Origin of the sequence: Nocardia beijingensis NBRC 16342 (assembly GCF_001612785.1) — a bacterium.
GTDB lineage: Bacteria > Actinomycetota > Actinomycetes > Mycobacteriales > Mycobacteriaceae > Nocardia > Nocardia beijingensis.
Genome location: NZ_BDBC01000061.1, coordinates 1 through 15,159 on the forward strand (window position 1 = coordinate 1; position 15,159 = coordinate 15,159).

The 15,159-nt window shown below is 68.4% G+C and carries 18 protein-coding genes and 1 tRNA gene; 14 read left to right on the top strand and 5 right to left on the bottom strand.

Annotated features, from left to right (window positions below; all coding sequences use genetic code 11):
* Positions 1-27 precede the first annotated feature (27 nt).
* From NB3_RS35855 to NB3_RS28730, 9 genes are all read left to right on the top strand, one after another.
* Positions 28-528 carry an excisionase gene (locus NB3_RS35855; protein ID WP_176579817.1) on the top strand — a complete coding sequence of 167 codons (501 nt, stop codon included), beginning with the start codon at positions 28-30 and terminating at the stop codon, positions 526-528.
* A 303-nt stretch (positions 529-831) separates the two neighbouring features.
* Complete coding sequence (locus tag NB3_RS28695) at positions 832-2,154, top strand: FtsK/SpoIIIE domain-containing protein (RefSeq protein WP_067809581.1); 1,323 nt, start codon at positions 832-834, stop codon at positions 2,152-2,154.
* 11 nt (positions 2,155-2,165) lie between these two features.
* Entirely contained in the window at positions 2,166-2,423 is a 258-nt protein-coding gene (locus NB3_RS28700) for a hypothetical protein (protein WP_157112066.1), read from the top strand.
* A gap of 3 nt (positions 2,424-2,426) precedes the next feature.
* A complete protein-coding gene (locus NB3_RS28705) occupies positions 2,427-2,642 on the top strand; it encodes a hypothetical protein (protein WP_067809584.1) in 216 nt (71 codons plus the stop codon).
* Positions 2,639-2,824: a hypothetical protein gene (locus NB3_RS28710; RefSeq protein WP_084823770.1), complete on the top strand. Its 186-nt coding sequence runs from the start codon at positions 2,639-2,641 to the stop codon at positions 2,822-2,824. The genes NB3_RS28705 and NB3_RS28710 overlap by 4 nt, the downstream gene beginning before the upstream one ends.
* Positions 2,821-3,447, top strand: a complete 627-nt coding sequence (locus tag NB3_RS28715; RefSeq protein ID WP_067809587.1) for a hypothetical protein — start codon at positions 2,821-2,823, stop codon at positions 3,445-3,447. Before NB3_RS28710 ends, NB3_RS28715 begins: the two co-directional genes overlap by 4 nt.
* The gene (locus tag NB3_RS28720) at positions 3,448-5,145 is read left to right on the top strand and encodes a replication initiator (protein WP_218020654.1); all 1,698 of its coding nucleotides are present in this window, start codon (positions 3,448-3,450) and stop codon (positions 5,143-5,145) included.
* A gap of 10 nt (positions 5,146-5,155) precedes the next feature.
* Entirely contained in the window at positions 5,156-5,374 is a 219-nt protein-coding gene (locus NB3_RS28725) for a helix-turn-helix transcriptional regulator (RefSeq protein WP_067809589.1), read from the top strand.
* 110 nt (positions 5,375-5,484) lie between these two features.
* Positions 5,485-6,585 carry a tyrosine-type recombinase/integrase gene (locus NB3_RS28730; protein WP_244892126.1) on the top strand — a complete coding sequence of 367 codons (1,101 nt, stop codon included), beginning with the start codon at positions 5,485-5,487 and terminating at the stop codon, positions 6,583-6,585.
* 42 nt (positions 6,586-6,627) lie between these two features.
* On the opposite strand, the gene NB3_RS28735 is transcribed toward NB3_RS28730, so the two are convergent.
* The 5 genes from NB3_RS28735 to NB3_RS28755 form a co-directional block, all read right to left on the bottom strand.
* Positions 6,628-6,701 (bottom strand) — tRNA-Pro (locus NB3_RS28735).
* A gap of 91 nt (positions 6,702-6,792) precedes the next feature.
* A complete protein-coding gene (locus tag NB3_RS28740; RefSeq protein WP_067809593.1) occupies positions 6,793-7,596 on the bottom strand; it encodes an SDR family oxidoreductase in 804 nt (267 codons plus the stop codon).
* On the bottom strand, positions 7,593-8,213 hold the full coding sequence (locus tag NB3_RS28745; protein ID WP_067809595.1) for a TetR family transcriptional regulator: 621 nt from the start codon (positions 8,211-8,213) through the stop codon (positions 7,593-7,595). The genes NB3_RS28740 and NB3_RS28745 overlap by 4 nt, the downstream gene beginning before the upstream one ends.
* 412 nt (positions 8,214-8,625) lie before the next feature.
* Positions 8,626-9,360, bottom strand: coding sequence for a GNAT family N-acetyltransferase (locus NB3_RS28750; RefSeq protein WP_067809673.1), 735 nt, complete (start codon positions 9,358-9,360; stop codon positions 8,626-8,628).
* 118 nt (positions 9,361-9,478) lie between these two features.
* Positions 9,479-10,945, bottom strand: coding sequence for an MFS transporter (locus tag NB3_RS28755; protein ID WP_084823764.1), 1,467 nt, complete (start codon positions 10,943-10,945; stop codon positions 9,479-9,481).
* 320 nt (positions 10,946-11,265) lie between these two features.
* Here NB3_RS28755 and NB3_RS28760 point away from each other — a divergent pair, with 320 nt between their 5' ends.
* From NB3_RS28760 to NB3_RS28775, 5 genes are all read left to right on the top strand, one after another.
* The gene (locus NB3_RS28760) at positions 11,266-11,841 is read left to right on the top strand and encodes a TetR/AcrR family transcriptional regulator (protein WP_067809596.1); all 576 of its coding nucleotides are present in this window, start codon (positions 11,266-11,268) and stop codon (positions 11,839-11,841) included.
* 73 nt (positions 11,842-11,914) lie between these two features.
* Positions 11,915-12,703, top strand: a complete 789-nt coding sequence (locus NB3_RS28765; RefSeq protein ID WP_067809598.1) for an oxidoreductase — start codon at positions 11,915-11,917, stop codon at positions 12,701-12,703.
* A 147-nt stretch (positions 12,704-12,850) separates the two neighbouring features.
* Positions 12,851-13,675: an MBL fold metallo-hydrolase gene (locus tag NB3_RS28770; protein WP_067809676.1), complete on the top strand. Its 825-nt coding sequence runs from the start codon at positions 12,851-12,853 to the stop codon at positions 13,673-13,675.
* A gap of 112 nt (positions 13,676-13,787) precedes the next feature.
* A complete protein-coding gene (locus tag NB3_RS36625) occupies positions 13,788-13,922 on the top strand; it encodes a hypothetical protein (RefSeq protein ID WP_280516609.1) in 135 nt (44 codons plus the stop codon).
* A 307-nt stretch (positions 13,923-14,229) separates the two neighbouring features.
* The gene (locus NB3_RS28775; RefSeq protein ID WP_067809600.1) at positions 14,230-15,141 is read left to right on the top strand and encodes a class I SAM-dependent methyltransferase; all 912 of its coding nucleotides are present in this window, start codon (positions 14,230-14,232) and stop codon (positions 15,139-15,141) included.
* Positions 15,142-15,159: the final 18 nt, after the last annotated feature.

Sequence of the window (15,159 nt, forward strand, 5' to 3'; positions counted from 1 at the left end):
TCGGATGCGTGGCTGTTCCCGCTGATCGTGGACGGCACGATCCTTCTCGCGACATTCGGAGTGCTGGTGCTGGCCAACGCTCCAGAGCGCCGGTTCTTCGTCACCGTCCTGGTCATCGGCTCGGTGGTGTCGGTGGCGGGCAATTCGCTGCACGCGGTCGCGGCCGGGCGGGAGTTGCCGTGGTGGGCTTCGGCGCTGGTGGCTGCGATCGCCCCGATTTCCCTGCTGGCCGACACGCACGGGTTGGCGCTGTTGATCCGTGCGGCACAACGGGATTCGGCACCCGAACCGGCTCCCGCTCCGGTGGTCGAGCCTGCCGCGGAGCAGGCAACACCTGAGCCTGAGCGTGAGCCGGATCCGGTGTCGGTCCCTGAGCCCGAGCCCGAGCCTGAGCCTGAGCCGTTGCCGGTGCCTGAGCCGGTGCGGGTGGCTGAGCTTCGTCCGGCGCCTGTTGCGTCGGTTCGTCCTGTTCGTTCTTCGCGACCGCAGCAAACGATGCTGCCGATCGCTGTTCCTGTTGGGGGTTGAGATGACTGCTGTTGTTCCTGCTGTAGCGACGGGCGTGTCCGCGCTGGTCACCGTCTTGGCCGGGGTCGGGGTGCTGGCGGATCGGCCTTCGGATACTCCGGCTCCGGTTGTCCCGGCGGCTGCGTCCTCGGTGGTGGCGACTACGACCACGAGCCCGGCTCCGGCTTCGGATCGGTGCGTGATGTTCTGCGAGGACGCCGCGCTGGGGCGGCGTGAGGTCGAGAACGCTCCGGCCTCCCCGGCCCCGGAGGGGTGCCGGTTGTTCTGTGAGTTGGAGCGTGGCCGGGAAGGTGGGGGGTTCTGATGAGTGTCGCGGGAACGGTGATGCTCGCCGGTGGGATGTGCACGGGCGCGTCGGCGTGGTGGTGGCTGCGGTCGGTGGCCGCGCGCGGCTCGGAGATGCAACCGACCGGTGCTGTCGGTGAGGCTGTCGCGGCGGCTCCGGTGGAGCTGCGGACGGCGGTGTTGGTGATCGCTGATCCCGAGCAGCGTCCGCGCATGTTCCTGGCGCTGAAACTGGGGTCGGTCGAGACCGGTTTCCCGGTGCTGGAGGACTGGGTGTACACCGACTACGGCCTGCAAGTGGATCTGTTGATGTTGTCGGGGCAGACCCGCAACGACTGGTCCAAGGACGACACCCGCGACGCCCTGTGCCAGGTCCTCGGGGTGCCGGAGGTCCGGGTGGTGTTCCCGCATCCGGGCGTGGTCCGTCTCGAACTGCGGGTGTTCGACACCCTCGCCGACACCGCCGTCCTGCCGGGCTCGGTCTCCGCAGCGGGTGTGGACCTGGAAGCGGTTCCGGTCGGGGTGACCGAGGACTTCGACACCTGGCGGGTACGGGTGCTCTACGGACACACCCTCCTGGCCGGAGCGACCGGTTCCGGTAAGGGCTCGGTGCTGTGGTCGATCATCGCCGCACTCGGCCCCGCCATCAAAGCCGGGCTGGTGGACCTGTATCTGGCCGATCCGAAGGGCGGCGCGGAGTTCGGCAAGGGCGAAAACCGGTTGTTCGTACGCTTCGCCACCGACAACCCCACCATCCTCGCCATGCTCAACGAAGCTGTCGAGCTGATGCGCGAACGTCTCGCCCGGATGCGGGCGGCGGGTCTGCGCAAGATCGTCCCGACCACGGATGAGCCGCTGATCCTGATCATCATCGACGAAGCCGCCTCCCTGTCGTCGTATGCCACGCGGGAGGAACAGCAAGAGTTTCGGCGTCTGACCGGCCTGCTGCTCTCGCAAGGTCGGGCGGCGGCGGTGTCGGTGATCGCGGCGTTGCAGGACCCGTCGAAGGAGACGATGCCCAACCGGCAACTGTTCCCCGTCCGCATCGGCCTGCGCCTGGACGAGCCCACTCAGAGCGCGATGGTTCACGGTCAGGGTGCGCGGGATCGTGGCGCACGCTGCGACGAGATCTCCGATCAGACGCCGGGTGTCGGCTACGTCGGTGAGGACGGCAACAGCGAGTTCGTGCGGGTGCGCGCGTACTTCGTCTCCGATGACGACATCGACGCCATCGTGGACGCCTACTCGCCTGCTCCCGAGATCGCCGCTCCGGCTGAGGACTACTCCGGCTTCGATCCCGATGACCTCGGTGACGGGGAGAACGGGCCGGTGGCGGCATGAAAAGAGGATTCGTGACCGAAACCCATGTGGCCGTCTACTGCGATGTCTGCGGCGAGTGCTACGCCGAGAACTCTCCCGACGCGAAGCTCTACATCGACGCCGACGGCATCTGCGTTGTCTTCGACTCCATCGCCCAAGCTGTGGACCACATCAACGCCCGCTCCGGGCCGTTGGGCTGGTTCTACGACGGCGACCGCGTCCTGTGCGACGCCTGCCGCGCCATCGAACGCGCTGACGCCGAGATCAACGACCTCTACTCGAAGGACTGAATCATGAGGCGCATCAACAACACCCGCATGACCGTTGCCGCTGATGCCCCGTACCGGGACAACGTGATCGACCTGGCGGCTCGTCGTCGTGGACTGCTGGAACGGCGCGGCGCAGACCCGGTCGAGGTCGCCGTTCACCTGTGCGCCACGACGGGCGAGATGCCCTCGTGGGAGTCGTGGGGGCCGGACTCCGACGATGACGGCGGGTGGGCGGCATGACCGGCACCGAGCCCACCACTGTTGGACGGGTGCCGAACCCGATCGTCACGGCCGCGGCCGAACAGGTGGCGAAGTCCAAGCGGCGCCGCACCACTAGCAAGGCCCGGGAGCTGCCGCGGTGGGAGTGCCGCGACCAACTGGCCCTGTTCGATCCCTCTACTACCTCGGAGTCCGACAGATGACCACCAAAACCGTGCACATCCGCAAGGACACCCCCCTGGACGCGTCCGACCGGTTCGCGCTGGCGCTGCTGAACCTGCTGTGGGCAGCGCTGATCGGCCTGTGGTGGCTGGTGCTATTCCCGATGATCTCCATCCCCCTCGCCCTGGTCGTCACCGTGTGGGTGCTGGTGGGGTGGCCGGTGGGTCTGGCGGCTGCTGGGGTGTCCGTCGCCGGACTGCTGCTGTGGCAGCGTGCCCGCCCGGAGATGTTCGACCGCTGGGTCACCGCGCGGGCTCGTTCCCGGTTCCTGATCTGGCACCGCTACCGGCGGCGCTGGGTCAAGCTGATGCGGGCCTGCCACTTGAGCATCGACCGCGGTGACCGCACGTTCATCCCGCGCCTGCTCGGAGTCCAGATCGGCCCGGCGACGGATCGGGTTCGGGTGCGGATGCTCGATGGCCACTGCCCGGCGGACTTCGAAAACCGGGTCACCCACCTGGCGCACGCCTTCGGCGCACTGGACTGCCGCGCCACCATCATCGGTCCCGGCACCGTCGAGTTGGCGTTCCGCCGCTCGGACTCTCTCGCGGAGACGGTGATCCTGCCGCGGGTGGATCACTGGATCAGGCCGAAGGCGGCGTAGATGGAACCTGACACCACTGACACTGACTCGGTGGTCCCGATCCGGCAGACCGCGGCCGAGCGCCGTAGCCTGCCGGATTTCCGGGATGTCGCGCACGCGCTGGCTGATGAGCAGCACGTCTGCCGTCGCCCGGTGCCGATGCGCGCCGAAGACCCGAGAACCCTGCGGGTGGATTACGTCGGCGCCCCGTGCAAGTCCACCATCGAATCCGTCTGCCCGGCATGCGCGGCCAAGGCCCGGTATCTGCGGATGACGCAATGCCACGAGGGCTGGCACATGACCGCCGAACCCGAGATCGACAAGCGTGCACCCACCCAGCAGCAGAAAGACCTGATCGCGACACGTTCGGATCTGTTCGCCGCTTACCAGGCCGCGAAGGAGGAAGACGACCGGCAGCGGATGGACGACGCCGCCGAAGACGTGGCCGGTATCGACAAGCAACTCCGCGAATCAGGTTCCCGCGGCCGGTTGCCGGACCTGGATTCCACGCGCAAGGATCGCCGCCAGCGTTCCACTCGGCGCCGCCAGGATGTACCGGACCTGCCTCGGCACAAGGTCGCCAAGACCACCATCGGCCGCGAGTACGCGGGCAAGTACCGGCCCTCCACGTTCGTGACGCTGACCCTGCCGTCCTACGGGCTGGTGCACAAAGACGGCGCGATCAACTCCAAGGGCGAGGTCTGCGGCGACGGTTCCCCGCGGGACCCGGACTCCTACGACTACACCCGCGCGGCGCGCGACATCGTGCATTTCGCGGCGCTGGTGGATCGCTGGATTCAGAACTTGCGGCGTGCGGTCGGCTGGGATGTGCAGTACTTCGCGACGGTGGAGCCTCAGCGTCGGGGCGCCCCGCATCTGCATTTGGCGATTCGGGGTTCGATCCCGCACGCGGTGTTCCGGGCGGTGACTGCGGCGACCTATCACCAGGTGTGGTGGCCCCGGTTCGACCCGGAGAACGAGGTGTACTCCGGCGACACCATGCCGGTGTGGGATCACGCGGCCGGCACTTTCACCGACCCCTACACCGGGCAGCCGTTGACCGGCTGGGACGACGCGCTGGACATCATCGATTCCACCGATGACCTGCAACCGGCGCACGTGATCCGCTTCGGGGTCCAGGTCGATTCCAAGGGCATCCTCGGCGGCACACCGCAAGCAGACGAAAAGGTCCGCTACCTGACGAAGTACCTCACCAAGTCGGTCGCGGAAATCCTCGAACCTCAGTCCCGGCGGGCGGCCGAGCACTACGACCGGCTCCACGCCGAACTCACCCACACTCCGTGCTCGCCGCGGTGTGCGGTGTGGCTGCGGTACGGCATCGTCCCCAAGGGCGCCACCGCCAAGACGCAGCCGGGCCGCTGCAAGGGCAAGGCGCATCGCCGCGACACGTTGGGGTTGCCGGGTCGGCGGGTGCTGGTGTCGCGTCGCTGGTCGAACAAGACCCTCCCCGACCACAAGCACGATCGCGCGGAATTCGTTCGGCAAACCCTCGCCGCGGTCGGCATCGTGAAACCCGATCGCTCGCATCTGATCATCACGCCCGTGGAACCGGGCGACAAGAACGTCCCGCCGCGCGATCACCTGATCATGGCGGCGGTCTCCCAGCGCATCACCTGGCGCGCGGAGTACACCAGAGCGCTACTCGCAGCTAGTCCGCCAGGGGCACAACAAAGTTCGGCAATCATGCAAGCAGCCTGAGGAGGGGTTGATGGATACACGGCTGGTTGACGGCAAATGGTATTCGACGGCGGAGTTGGCGTTGCTGCTCGGCATCGATCCGTCGAGTCTGCGGCGGTGGCGTACCGCGAATCCTCCGTGCGGCCCTGCGTTCGTGCGGGTCTCTCCGCGGGTGGTGAAGTACGCGGCGGAGGATATCGAGGTGTGGTTGCGGGGTCGGCGTACTGATCCATCCCAGGCGGCGGCGTAATGGCTGAACGAGCGAATATCCCTGTCGGCGTGCGGCTGTCGTCCGACATCGAAGAGCGGCCGGACTATGGTCGGCGTCCGTTCAAGGCACGAGTCCGCTGGACTGATCCGGTGACGAAGAAGCGCCCCTCGGTCTCGGAGCCGTTCGAGACTCGGGAAGAGGCTGAGGCGTGGATTGCCCGTCTGGAGCGGAAGGCAGCCCAGGGGATCGACCCGAAGACGGCCACAATGCGCCTGGCGGACTACGGCGAGGCGAACATGGAGTTGGCGTTGCGGGGTCTGGAGAAGAAGACGACCGACCCGTACATGGCTGGCTGGCGCAAGCGTGTGGCTCCGACGTTGGGGCATCTCCCGGTGGCCATGCTGACCAATGGTGCGGTGGATCGCGCGGTGGTCGGCTGGATCAACGACGGCGCCGGTAAGTCGACAGTGAAGAACAGCCTGGCCGTGCTGGTGCGGGTGATGGAACAGGCTGTGCGGGACGAGATTCGGGAGACGAACCCGGCGCGGGTGCGTGGCTGGCAGAAGCTCTATCAGCAGATCGAGGACGAACTCGATGATCCGCGGTCGCTGGCGTTGCCCAATTGGTCGGCGCTGGTGACGCTGGCTGATGCCCTGGTGGCTCGTTCGGCGGATCGGTATCAGGGCTGGGGCGATGTGGTGATCTTCGCTGCCTGCACAGCATCCCGCATCGGCGAGGTCTCCGGCTGCCGCGTCGGCGACATCGACACCGATACCTGGACCTGGCGGGTGCGGCGGCAGACCACACCGGGACCGGGCGGCATGGAGGACAAGGGCACCAAGGGCAATCGGGTGCGCTTCGTCCCGCTGATCGAAGAAGTTCGGCAACTCGTGACCCAGCGCATCGTGATCGTCGGCGCCGAAAACCCCGATGCCCGGCTGTTCCGCGGCCCGCGCGGAGGACGGATCGCTACCGGCGTGCTCCGGGATGCCACCCATTGGGATGAGGTCGTGACCAACCTCGGCTACGAGCATCTGCGTCGGCACGATCTGCGGCACACCGGACTGACGTGGATGGCCGATGCCGGGGTGAGCTTGCACGTGCTCCAGAAGATCGCCGGACATGCCGACAGCCGGACCACGGAGCGGTACCTCCACCCGGACCGCCGGGAGATCACCGGGGCCGGTGACAAGCTCTCCGAGCACCTGCGGTCCCGTTCTGGTCCCGCTCTGCGGGTGGTCGGCGAATGAAGAAAGCCCCTCCGACGCTGGTCAGAGGGGCTTTCTCGTCTGTCGGGCTGACAGGATTTGAACCTGCGACCACTTGACCCCCAGTCAAGTGCGCTACCAAACTGCGCCACAGCCCGTTGCGTCCGCTGTGCGGGCGCTCGAAGAGATTACCGCACGAGGCTGGAGGGGTGCTAATCGCCTGGTCAGGGCGGGGTTGGGTTGGGGTGGTCAGCGGTAGTCGTCGACGTGGTCTACCGCCCATTGGGCGAATGTGCGGGCGGGGGTGCCGGTGATCGGTTCGGAAGTGGGGCCGACCGGGCTCGGTTCGGAGCCGGCTTTCGCCCACATGTCGAGGACGGGGCGGTAGTAGACGTCGGCCGCTTCCTCGTAGCTCAGTTCGATCAGTTCGACCGGCTCGCCGAGGGCGGCGGCGATGGCGGCGACCTGCTGGTGGTGGGACAGGGATTCGGGGCCGGTGAGGGGGTAGGTCTTGCCCGCGTGGGATGGGTCGTCGAGCGCGGCGATGGCCGCGTCGGCGATATCGGCTTCGTGGATGGGGGTCAGGTGCAGGTCGGGGAAGGGGACGCGGACGACGCGCTCGGCTTTGATGCTGGGAAACCAGGTGCGGGCGTTGGCGGCGAACGCGCCGGGTCGCAGGACGGTCAGCGGCAGACCGGAGGCGCGCAGCGGATTCTCCACCGCGAGATGCCTTGCGCCGATGGGGTTCTGGTCGTTTTCCGCCGCTATGGAGGACAGCAGCACGACGTGGGCGACCCCCGCGGCCTTGGCGGCGTCGATGAAGTTGCCGATGCCTTCGGCGGCGGCGTAGCAGAAGACCTTGTCCACACCCGTGAGGGCGGCGGTGACCGACTCCGGGTCGGTCAGGTCGAGTCCGACGAGTTCGACATCGTCCGGCACGCTGGTCTCGGCGGGACGAGAGCTGGCCGCCCGCACCGGTTTTGCGGCCGCGCGCAGTTGGTCGACGACGGTGCGGCCGACGATGCCGCGAACGCCGGTGACGAGGTAGGTCATGCAGTTTCTCCTTCGGAACGGGAATCGGTGAGATGGGCGAGAATGCGGCGCAATTGCTCGCCGTAGCGCTGCTCGAACTCGGCGGTCTGAGCCTCGACCCCGAACAGTTCGCGCACCTGGACCGGGAGCAGCAGCGGGGCGATGACCATCCCCATTACGGCGAGCTGGAACGCGGCCGGGTCGAGGTCGGCGGCGACTTCGCCGCGCTCTTGACGGCGCCTGGTCACGGCGATGTCGGTCCCCGAGATCGGGTGGGCACCGCTCGGCGCGGCGTCGGACAATCCCCGCCACATGAGCAGGCGGACGCCGCGCGGGTCGCGCAGCCCGTCGCGCAGATAGTTCGTGGCCACCTCCGTCAACGGCAGCTCCGGATCGCTCAGTGCGGCCTCACGCTCCAGCCAGTTCGCCTGAAGCGCCCGGTAGAGGCCTTCCTTGCCGCCGAAGTAGTAGGTGATCAGCTGCTTGTTGACACCGGCGCGCTCGGCGATGGCGCCCACCCGGGCACCGGCGTAACCCTTGGCGGCGAACTCATCCAAGGCGGCCTCGAGCAGGCAGCGTTTGGTGCGTTCGGCGTCGCGGACGCGGTGCGCGGGATCGGGAGTGCGGTGGGTCGCCACGCGCCCAGACTATGCCGTTATTTTACAAATGGCTAATTGTTTTAGACGTGCGGATAATACAGAGGCAGTGGGTGCATGTGCGGCGGTAATCCGCCCGCCGTGGGCGTCGAACGAAAGCCATGGACGCAGACGCCGGAACCGTCGCCGGTGCACGGTGGAAGGCCACCTCAGCGTCGGCGGACATCGCCAGCCGGGGGCGTCCGGTCGAACGCCTTTCGGGCGATGACCATGGCGAGCGGCGGGGCGCGGCAAGTGTGCGGACCGAGCCCAGGCCAGGGCAAACGGTTGCCTTGGCGTTCGCTTCCGCACCGCGAACAATCTGCGACCGCCGCGTACTCGCTGCCCCGCGTTCCGCCCGGACCAGAAGGCGCGTGCTCGTGAGATGTGCGTCAGCCGTCGCCGAGGTCCAGCGTCAAAGGATGCCGCTGCGGGGCGACGGCGCAGGTGCCTGTACGACGGTCAATTTCGACCGTTTGCGCAGCGTGAATCCCAGCGTCTCGTACAAACGGATCGCTCGCGTATTCGCCGCGGCGGCGTGCAGGAAGGGGATCTCACCCCGAGCGCGGATGCCCGCGCCGACCGCGCGGATCAGTCGCGTGGCGAAGCCGCGGCCGCGGAATCCGCCGTCGGTGCACACGGCGCTGATCTCGGTCCAGCTCGGCGGGTGCAGCCGCTCTCCGGCCATCGCCACCAGTTTGCCGTCGACTCGCAACCCCAGATAGGTGCCCATTTCGATGGTCCGCGGCGCGTATGGGCCCGGCTGGGTGCGGGCGATCAGCTCGAGGATCTCGGGCACGTCGGCCGCGGTGAGCACTTCCAGTTCCGGGTCGTGGGCGACGCGCAGGGCGGTGCCGTCCATCTGCACCGAGTCCATGTCGCGCAGGATCGCCCAGCCGTCGGGCGGCACGTGGCCGTGGCCGCGCAACGCGGTGCTGCCGCCCGGTCCGAGAAGTATGGCCAGATCGGCCCAGTCTCGTTCGTCCAGCACCGGCGGGTGGCCGACGAACCTGGCGACCTGCGGGTCGTAGCGGCCGATCCGTCCTACCCAGCCGGCGAACCGGCGGTGCTCGCCGCGCAGCGACGCCAGCACCGGGTCGTCGAGCGGGTGCAGCGAGGTTTCGACGTCGACAATCGACTCAGTGGTCACCGCGCACTCCTCCACAACAGCGTCCGACCAGGGAACGTTAGCGAGGCACACGATCGCAGGACACGGTTGCGCTCAACGCGATTCGGATGAGTCGGCCCGCGCGACGGTGCGGCCTGGGTCATCGCGCCCGGGTCGGAACCGCGGGCGCGCCGGTCGGCTGGGCGTCGGCGCCGGTGCGGAAGGCGCGCGCGAACGCCGCCGCGGCCGCCGAAGCCGAGGCCGCGAAGCACAGCAGCACCGCCGAGCCCAGCGCGGCCGACGACGCGGTCGCGTCGAACGCCAGCAGCACGCCGGTGGTGAGAGCGATGCAGAACGTGGCGGACAACCGCTGCGTCAACTGCAGGAAGGACGCGGCCACCCCGTGCAACGACGACGGCGCGAACGCGAGCGTCACCGCCCGCAGTGGCGGCTCCACGACACCACTGGTGAGACCGCACACGACCTGGATCGCGGCCAGCGCGATGAACAGCGTCCACCCGTCCAGGATCAGCGCCATGGCGGCGGTCACCGCCATGCAGGCGGTTTGGACGACGAGCCCGTAGGCGACGACCACGGACCCGTGGACGGCGAAGAGTCGCTGTCCCCATCGCGCCGCGAAAATCCTCGCCACCGCGGACGGAACGAGCGCAAGCGCGACCACCAGCGCCGGGATCTTGTGCACCTGGAGGAAGTACACCGTCTTCACCGTGGTGAACGCGAGCAGCGAGCCGAACCACAGCAGCGCCACCACATTCCCAGTGACATAGCCCCTGGAACGCATCAGGGGCGGCGCGAACAGTGGCAGGCGACCGCGGCGGGCGTAGGCGCGCTCCCAGCTGACCAGTCCGGCGACGAGAAGTCCGCTCGCGACGACGATGGCGGCGACCGCGGGGGCGGGCAGGCCTGGATCGATGACCGGGATCGTCACGATGACCACGAGCAGACCCAGCGTCGCGATCCCAGGCAGATCCAGATCGATCGAGCGGCGCCCGCGCACGTCGCGGGGAAGCCCGCGCAGGCCGAGCGCGACCGTCGCGAGCGTGAACGGCACGGGCAGCACCAGCACCGCGCGCCAGCCCAGGTCCGGCGGCAGCGCCCAGAGCGCCGTCCCGGCGAGGACCGGCCCGGCGATCGCGGCCAGCGCGCCCGCGGTGGTGTACGCCGCGAGGGCGCGCAAGCGGGCGGCTCCGGTGAAGACGTCCTGGATGACGCCGAGCACTTGCGCGCTGATCACGCCCGCGCCGAAGCCTTGGACCAGGCGGCCCGCGATCAGCGGCCAGGCGCCGGGGGCGAACGCGGAAATGACGGCGCCCACCAGGAAGAGCCCGAGTCCGGCGATGAACAAAGCGCGGCGGCCGAACGCGTCGCCCAGGCGACCGGCCGGGGCGAGGCCGAGGCCGAACGTGAGCGAGTACGACGCCAAATACCACTGCACGGCGGAATTCGCCAGACCGAGCGTCGACTGCACGTCCGGCGCCGTGAAGGCGACCGCGGCGGAGTCCAGCAGCGTCGCGAAACCGGCTCCCAGGCAGCACCAGAGCGCGGCAGCGCGATCCGGGACGGCCGGTGCGGATCGCGGGGAGCGCATCGTTTCGGCATCCGTCACGCACCGCTGCTCAGCGGTAATGGCTGTGCCTCCGGTCCACTGTCCGGCGTGGCGAGGAGCCTGCTCGATGGATCACCGGCGTCGGCCGCACCGACGGTCCGCGGCGGTATTCGCCGAGGTGCCCGATGGCGTCTGCCGGGGCGGCGCGGATGTCGCGCACCCCAGCACCGTTGTCGGGTGAGCCTTCGCACGGTCACGCATGCCGGAAGTATCGAGCCGCGGCGAATCGCGCGAAACCCTTAGGATCGCCGCGATCCCAGGCCGACCGCGGATCACTCGCTTTCTTGACCTGTAGGTCTAGAACGATTAGGGTTCAACTCATGGGCAGGCCGCGCAATTTCGACCCCGACACGGTGGTGGAACGGGCCATGGAGGCGTTCTGGACGCACGGGTACGCCAACACCTCGCCCGCGCAGCTGGCCGAGGCCACCGGGATCGGGAAAGGCAGCCTGTACCACACTTTCGGTAGCAAACGCGCTCTGTTCGACTTGGCTCTGCGCCGCTACGACCGGCTGGGCGCCGAGCTGGCCGCCGACCTCCTGTCCCGTCCTGGCTCCACCCGCGAGTGTGTGACCGCCTTCCTGTGCGGCATGGTGGATTCCGATCTCGCGCAACCGGTTCGGCGCGGCTGCCTGGCGGTGAACACCGCCATGGAACTGGGTGGGCACGACGCGGAGATCACCAGCGCGGTCCGCGCCATGCAGGACCGTGTGATCGCGGCGTTGGAGGCCCGCATCGATCAGGGGCGGCGCGACGGTGACGTGCGCGCGGGCACCGATGCTCGGGCGGCGGCCGAATTCTTGATGAACACCATCGTCGGCTTGCGGGTGATGGCCAAGACGTACGATGCGCCCACATTGCATCGCATCGTCGAAACCGCTCTGACCGGCCTCTGAGTTCCGATGCCCGTCGTCGTCCCGTTTGCCGCCTCAATTTTTGACCTGTAGTTCAAGAAAGAAAGGTTCCAGCATGGATCTCGAACTGTCCGGCAAGACCGCCGTCGTCACCGGAGCCGGTCGTGGCATCGGGCTCGCGGTGGCCGAGGCATTGACCGCTGAAGGCGTCCGCGTGGTCGGCGCCGCGCGCACCATCACTCCTGAGCTCGAGAAAGCCAGTGTCGCGGCCGTTTCGGCCGATCTCGCCACCTCCGAGGGGGCGACCCGGTTGATCGGCGCCGCGCTCGACGAGCTGGGTGGCATCGATATCTTGATCAACAATGTCGGCGCGGTGGACGCCGGGCGACTGGAGCTGGGCGGCTTCCTCGACGTCGAAGACGAGCAGTGGCGCGAACTGTTCGACTTGAATCTGTTCAGCGCGATCTGGGTCACCCGTGCGGCGCTGCCCAGTCTGTTGCAGCGGCGCGGATCGATCGTCACCATCTCGTCGATCAACAAGCATCTCCCCGCTGCGGGCCCGGTCGGCTACAGCGAGGCCAAGGCCGCGTTGACCGCGCTCACCAAGCGGCTCAGCGAGGAGTTCGGGCCGCGCGGCGTGCGGGTGAACACTGTCTCTCCCGGCGTGGTCGGCACGCCGCTGTGGCGCGGGCCGGACGGGGTCGGCGCGAAGTTCGCGTCCGCGCAAGGGGTTTCGCAGGAGGAGTTGCTCGCGTCCGTGCCCGAGCAGTTCGGCATCGCCTCCGGCCGGATCACCGAACCCGAGGAGGTCGCCGCTCTCGTCACCTTCCTCGCGTCACCGAAAGCCGCCAATATCGTCGGTGCGGATTACGTCATCGACGGAGGCACCTTGAAGATCGCCTGACGCCGCCCGCGGCGGGAGCGCTGCCCGCTCCCGCCGCGCGCCGAATGCGTTCGCGCGCATCGCATCCCAAGCGCATCGGCATCGGTCGCGTGCGCAGGCGCCTGCGGGTAGCGTGGCTGCCCGGGTTGTGCGGATAGGAGCGGATTGGTGCGTGTCCATCATCTGGATGCCGGGGGGACTCGTCCTTTCGGAGGCCGTTTGTTCGACGGCAGGCCGGGTTTCCGGCGTAAGGCCGCCGGAGCGTGTCACTGTTTGTTGATCGAGCACTCCGCCGGACTGGCCCTGATCGACACGGGTTACGGCGAGCAGGCGCTGGTCCGGCCGGATGACTGGGTGGGACGACAACTCATCCGGCAATCGGATCCGGTGCTCGACCGGCCGATCGCGCGGCAGATCGAGGCGCTCGGCTTCGCCCGCGAGGATGTCCGGGACATCGTCGTCACGCACCTCGACCTCGATCACGCCGGTGGTCTCGCCGATTTCCCGCGGGCCACCGTGCATGTGCACCGAGCGGAACTGGACGCCGTCGCGGGGCCGTTCGGTCGGCGGGAGAAGTTGCGGTATCGGCCGGTGCAATTCGAGCACGGCCCCGAGTGGGCGGTGTACGACGAGACCGACAGCGACGCGGAGCGCTGGTTCGGTTTCCGCGCGGTGCGCGAACTGCGGGGGCTGCCCCCGGAAATACTCATGGTTCCGCTGGCGGGCCACACCCGCGGTCACGTCGGTGTCGCCGTCGACACCGGAGACGGCTGGCTGTTGCACGCCGGTGACGCGTACACCTATCACGGGCAGATGCGAGCGAAGCCGTCCATGCCGTTGGGCACGCTCCTCTTCCAGTGGTACATGGACACTCGGCGGCGGGCTCGGATCGAGAACCAGCGACGGCTGCGGGAACTGGTGCGCGACAACGGCGACGCGGTGACGGTCTTCTCCGCGCATTGCGCCACGGAGTTCGAGCGACTCCGCGGTTGACCTGGAGCGCCTTGCGTGCTCCGACCCCAGGCAGCGGTGCGAGCCCGACCGGCGCCGACGGCCGAGTTCAGCGCGACACCCGGCACGGCGGGCGTGGGCAGGTCCGCCGGGCGTGCTGCGCCCCGACCGATTCGTCTTCGGCATCGCCGCTCCCGGGCAAGGCGCGGCAGTGGTCACCGAGCTGGCACGGCGGCTGGGCATCGTTCCGTCGTCGCGCGTGGAACCGCGGTACCAGCGGACCCGGTGACGTCGCGCGGCTTCGTTCCCGTTCCTGGGCGGGGATCTCTCGGGCGCATTCCAGCAGGTGAGGAGCGGCGGCCGGGGGAGCGGCGGCCGTCTTCGGCTTCGCTGCGATGCCTGGTTCGCCAGGCGCGGCCGAGTGGGGCGAGGTAGCGTGAAGGTGTCGGCCCGAGGTCGGCCACGTTGTCGACGGCGTGGTCGCCTGCGTCGGCAGCGCGTGGTCGGGGCGTCCACATCGTGGTCGTGTCCGGCCGGGAGCCGCCCGGCGGCTTCCGCTGAACAGCAGTGCTGGTTCGTGCGAAAGATCCGCCATCATGAGTGTTCACGCCCCCTTTTACCGCGAGGTGCTCTCCCGCGAAGAGTTGCCGGACGAGTTCTTCGGGCTCTTCCTCGATCCGACCCGCACCTACAGTTGCGCGTTCTGGACCCACCCCGACGACACCCTGGAGAAAGCCCAGACCGCCAAGATCGATCTGGCCTTGGCCAAGTGCGATCTGCGGCCCGGGATGGCCTTGCTCGACGTGGGTTGTGGGTGGGGCTCCACCATGTTGCGCGCCATGGACACCTACGGGGTGAACACGATCGGGTTGACCCGCAGCCGCAACCAGTATCGGTACGTGCGCGACATGCTCGTCGATCGCTTGATCCGGGGCCATCCCTACGGCGGGGTGCGGGTGCAGGGCTGGGAGGATTTCGACCGGCGCGCCGACCGGATCGTGTGCATCGGAGCGCTGGAACACCTGCCGGTGGACCGCTACGGGGAGTTCTTCGATTTCGCCTATCGGATCATGCCCTCCGACGGAGTGCTGCTGTTGCAGACCGTGGTCAGCCACAGTCGCGCCCATCTGCGCGCGCACGGCACCCCGATCACCAGCGAGGACTTCGCGTTCCTCCGGTTCTTACGCGAGACCATCTTCCCCGGCGGCCAGCTTCCGCTGCCGACCGGTCACCATCCCAAAGGCGTCACCGAATACGCCGAGGACGCCGGATTCACCGTCGCCGACGTCCAGGCGCTGGGTCCGCACTACACGACGACCCTGGACTGCTGGGCCGACGCCCTGCACGAGAACCGGGATCGGGCGATCGAACTCGCCGGGCGCGACACCTACAACGCCTACATCCGGTATCTGACCGGCTCCGCCGACTACTTCCGGCGCGGGCATACCGACGTCATGCAGTTCACCTGTCTCAAGCCCGACGCCCGGCATCCGTCCCCGCCACGCTGAATCCTCGTGCGCCGGACG

Excerpts from the sequence above, each read along its gene's own strand:
- NB3_RS28710 (WP_084823770.1), top strand. The coding sequence starts at position 2,639 with ATGACCGGCACCGAGCCCACCACTGTTGGACGGGTGCCGAACCCGATC.
- NB3_RS28715 (WP_067809587.1), top strand. The coding sequence starts at position 2,821 with ATGACCACCAAAACCGTGCACATCCGCAAGGACACCCCCCTGGACGCG.
- NB3_RS28765 (WP_067809598.1), top strand. The coding sequence starts at position 11,915 with ATGGATCTCGAACTGTCCGGCAAGACCGCCGTCGTCACCGGAGCCGGT.
- NB3_RS28775 (WP_067809600.1), top strand. The coding sequence starts at position 14,230 with ATGAGTGTTCACGCCCCCTTTTACCGCGAGGTGCTCTCCCGCGAAGAG.
- NB3_RS28760 (WP_067809596.1), top strand. The coding sequence starts at position 11,266 with ATGGGCAGGCCGCGCAATTTCGACCCCGACACGGTGGTGGAACGGGCC.
- NB3_RS28695 (WP_067809581.1), top strand. The coding sequence starts at position 832 with ATGAGTGTCGCGGGAACGGTGATGCTCGCCGGTGGGATGTGCACGGGC.
- NB3_RS28740 (WP_067809593.1), bottom strand. The coding sequence starts at position 7,596 with ATGACCTACCTCGTCACCGGCGTTCGCGGCATCGTCGGCCGCACCGTC.
- NB3_RS28705 (WP_067809584.1), top strand. The coding sequence starts at position 2,427 with ATGAGGCGCATCAACAACACCCGCATGACCGTTGCCGCTGATGCCCCG.
- NB3_RS28725 (WP_067809589.1), top strand. The coding sequence starts at position 5,156 with ATGGATACACGGCTGGTTGACGGCAAATGGTATTCGACGGCGGAGTTG.
- NB3_RS28720 (WP_218020654.1), top strand. The coding sequence starts at position 3,448 with ATGGAACCTGACACCACTGACACTGACTCGGTGGTCCCGATCCGGCAG.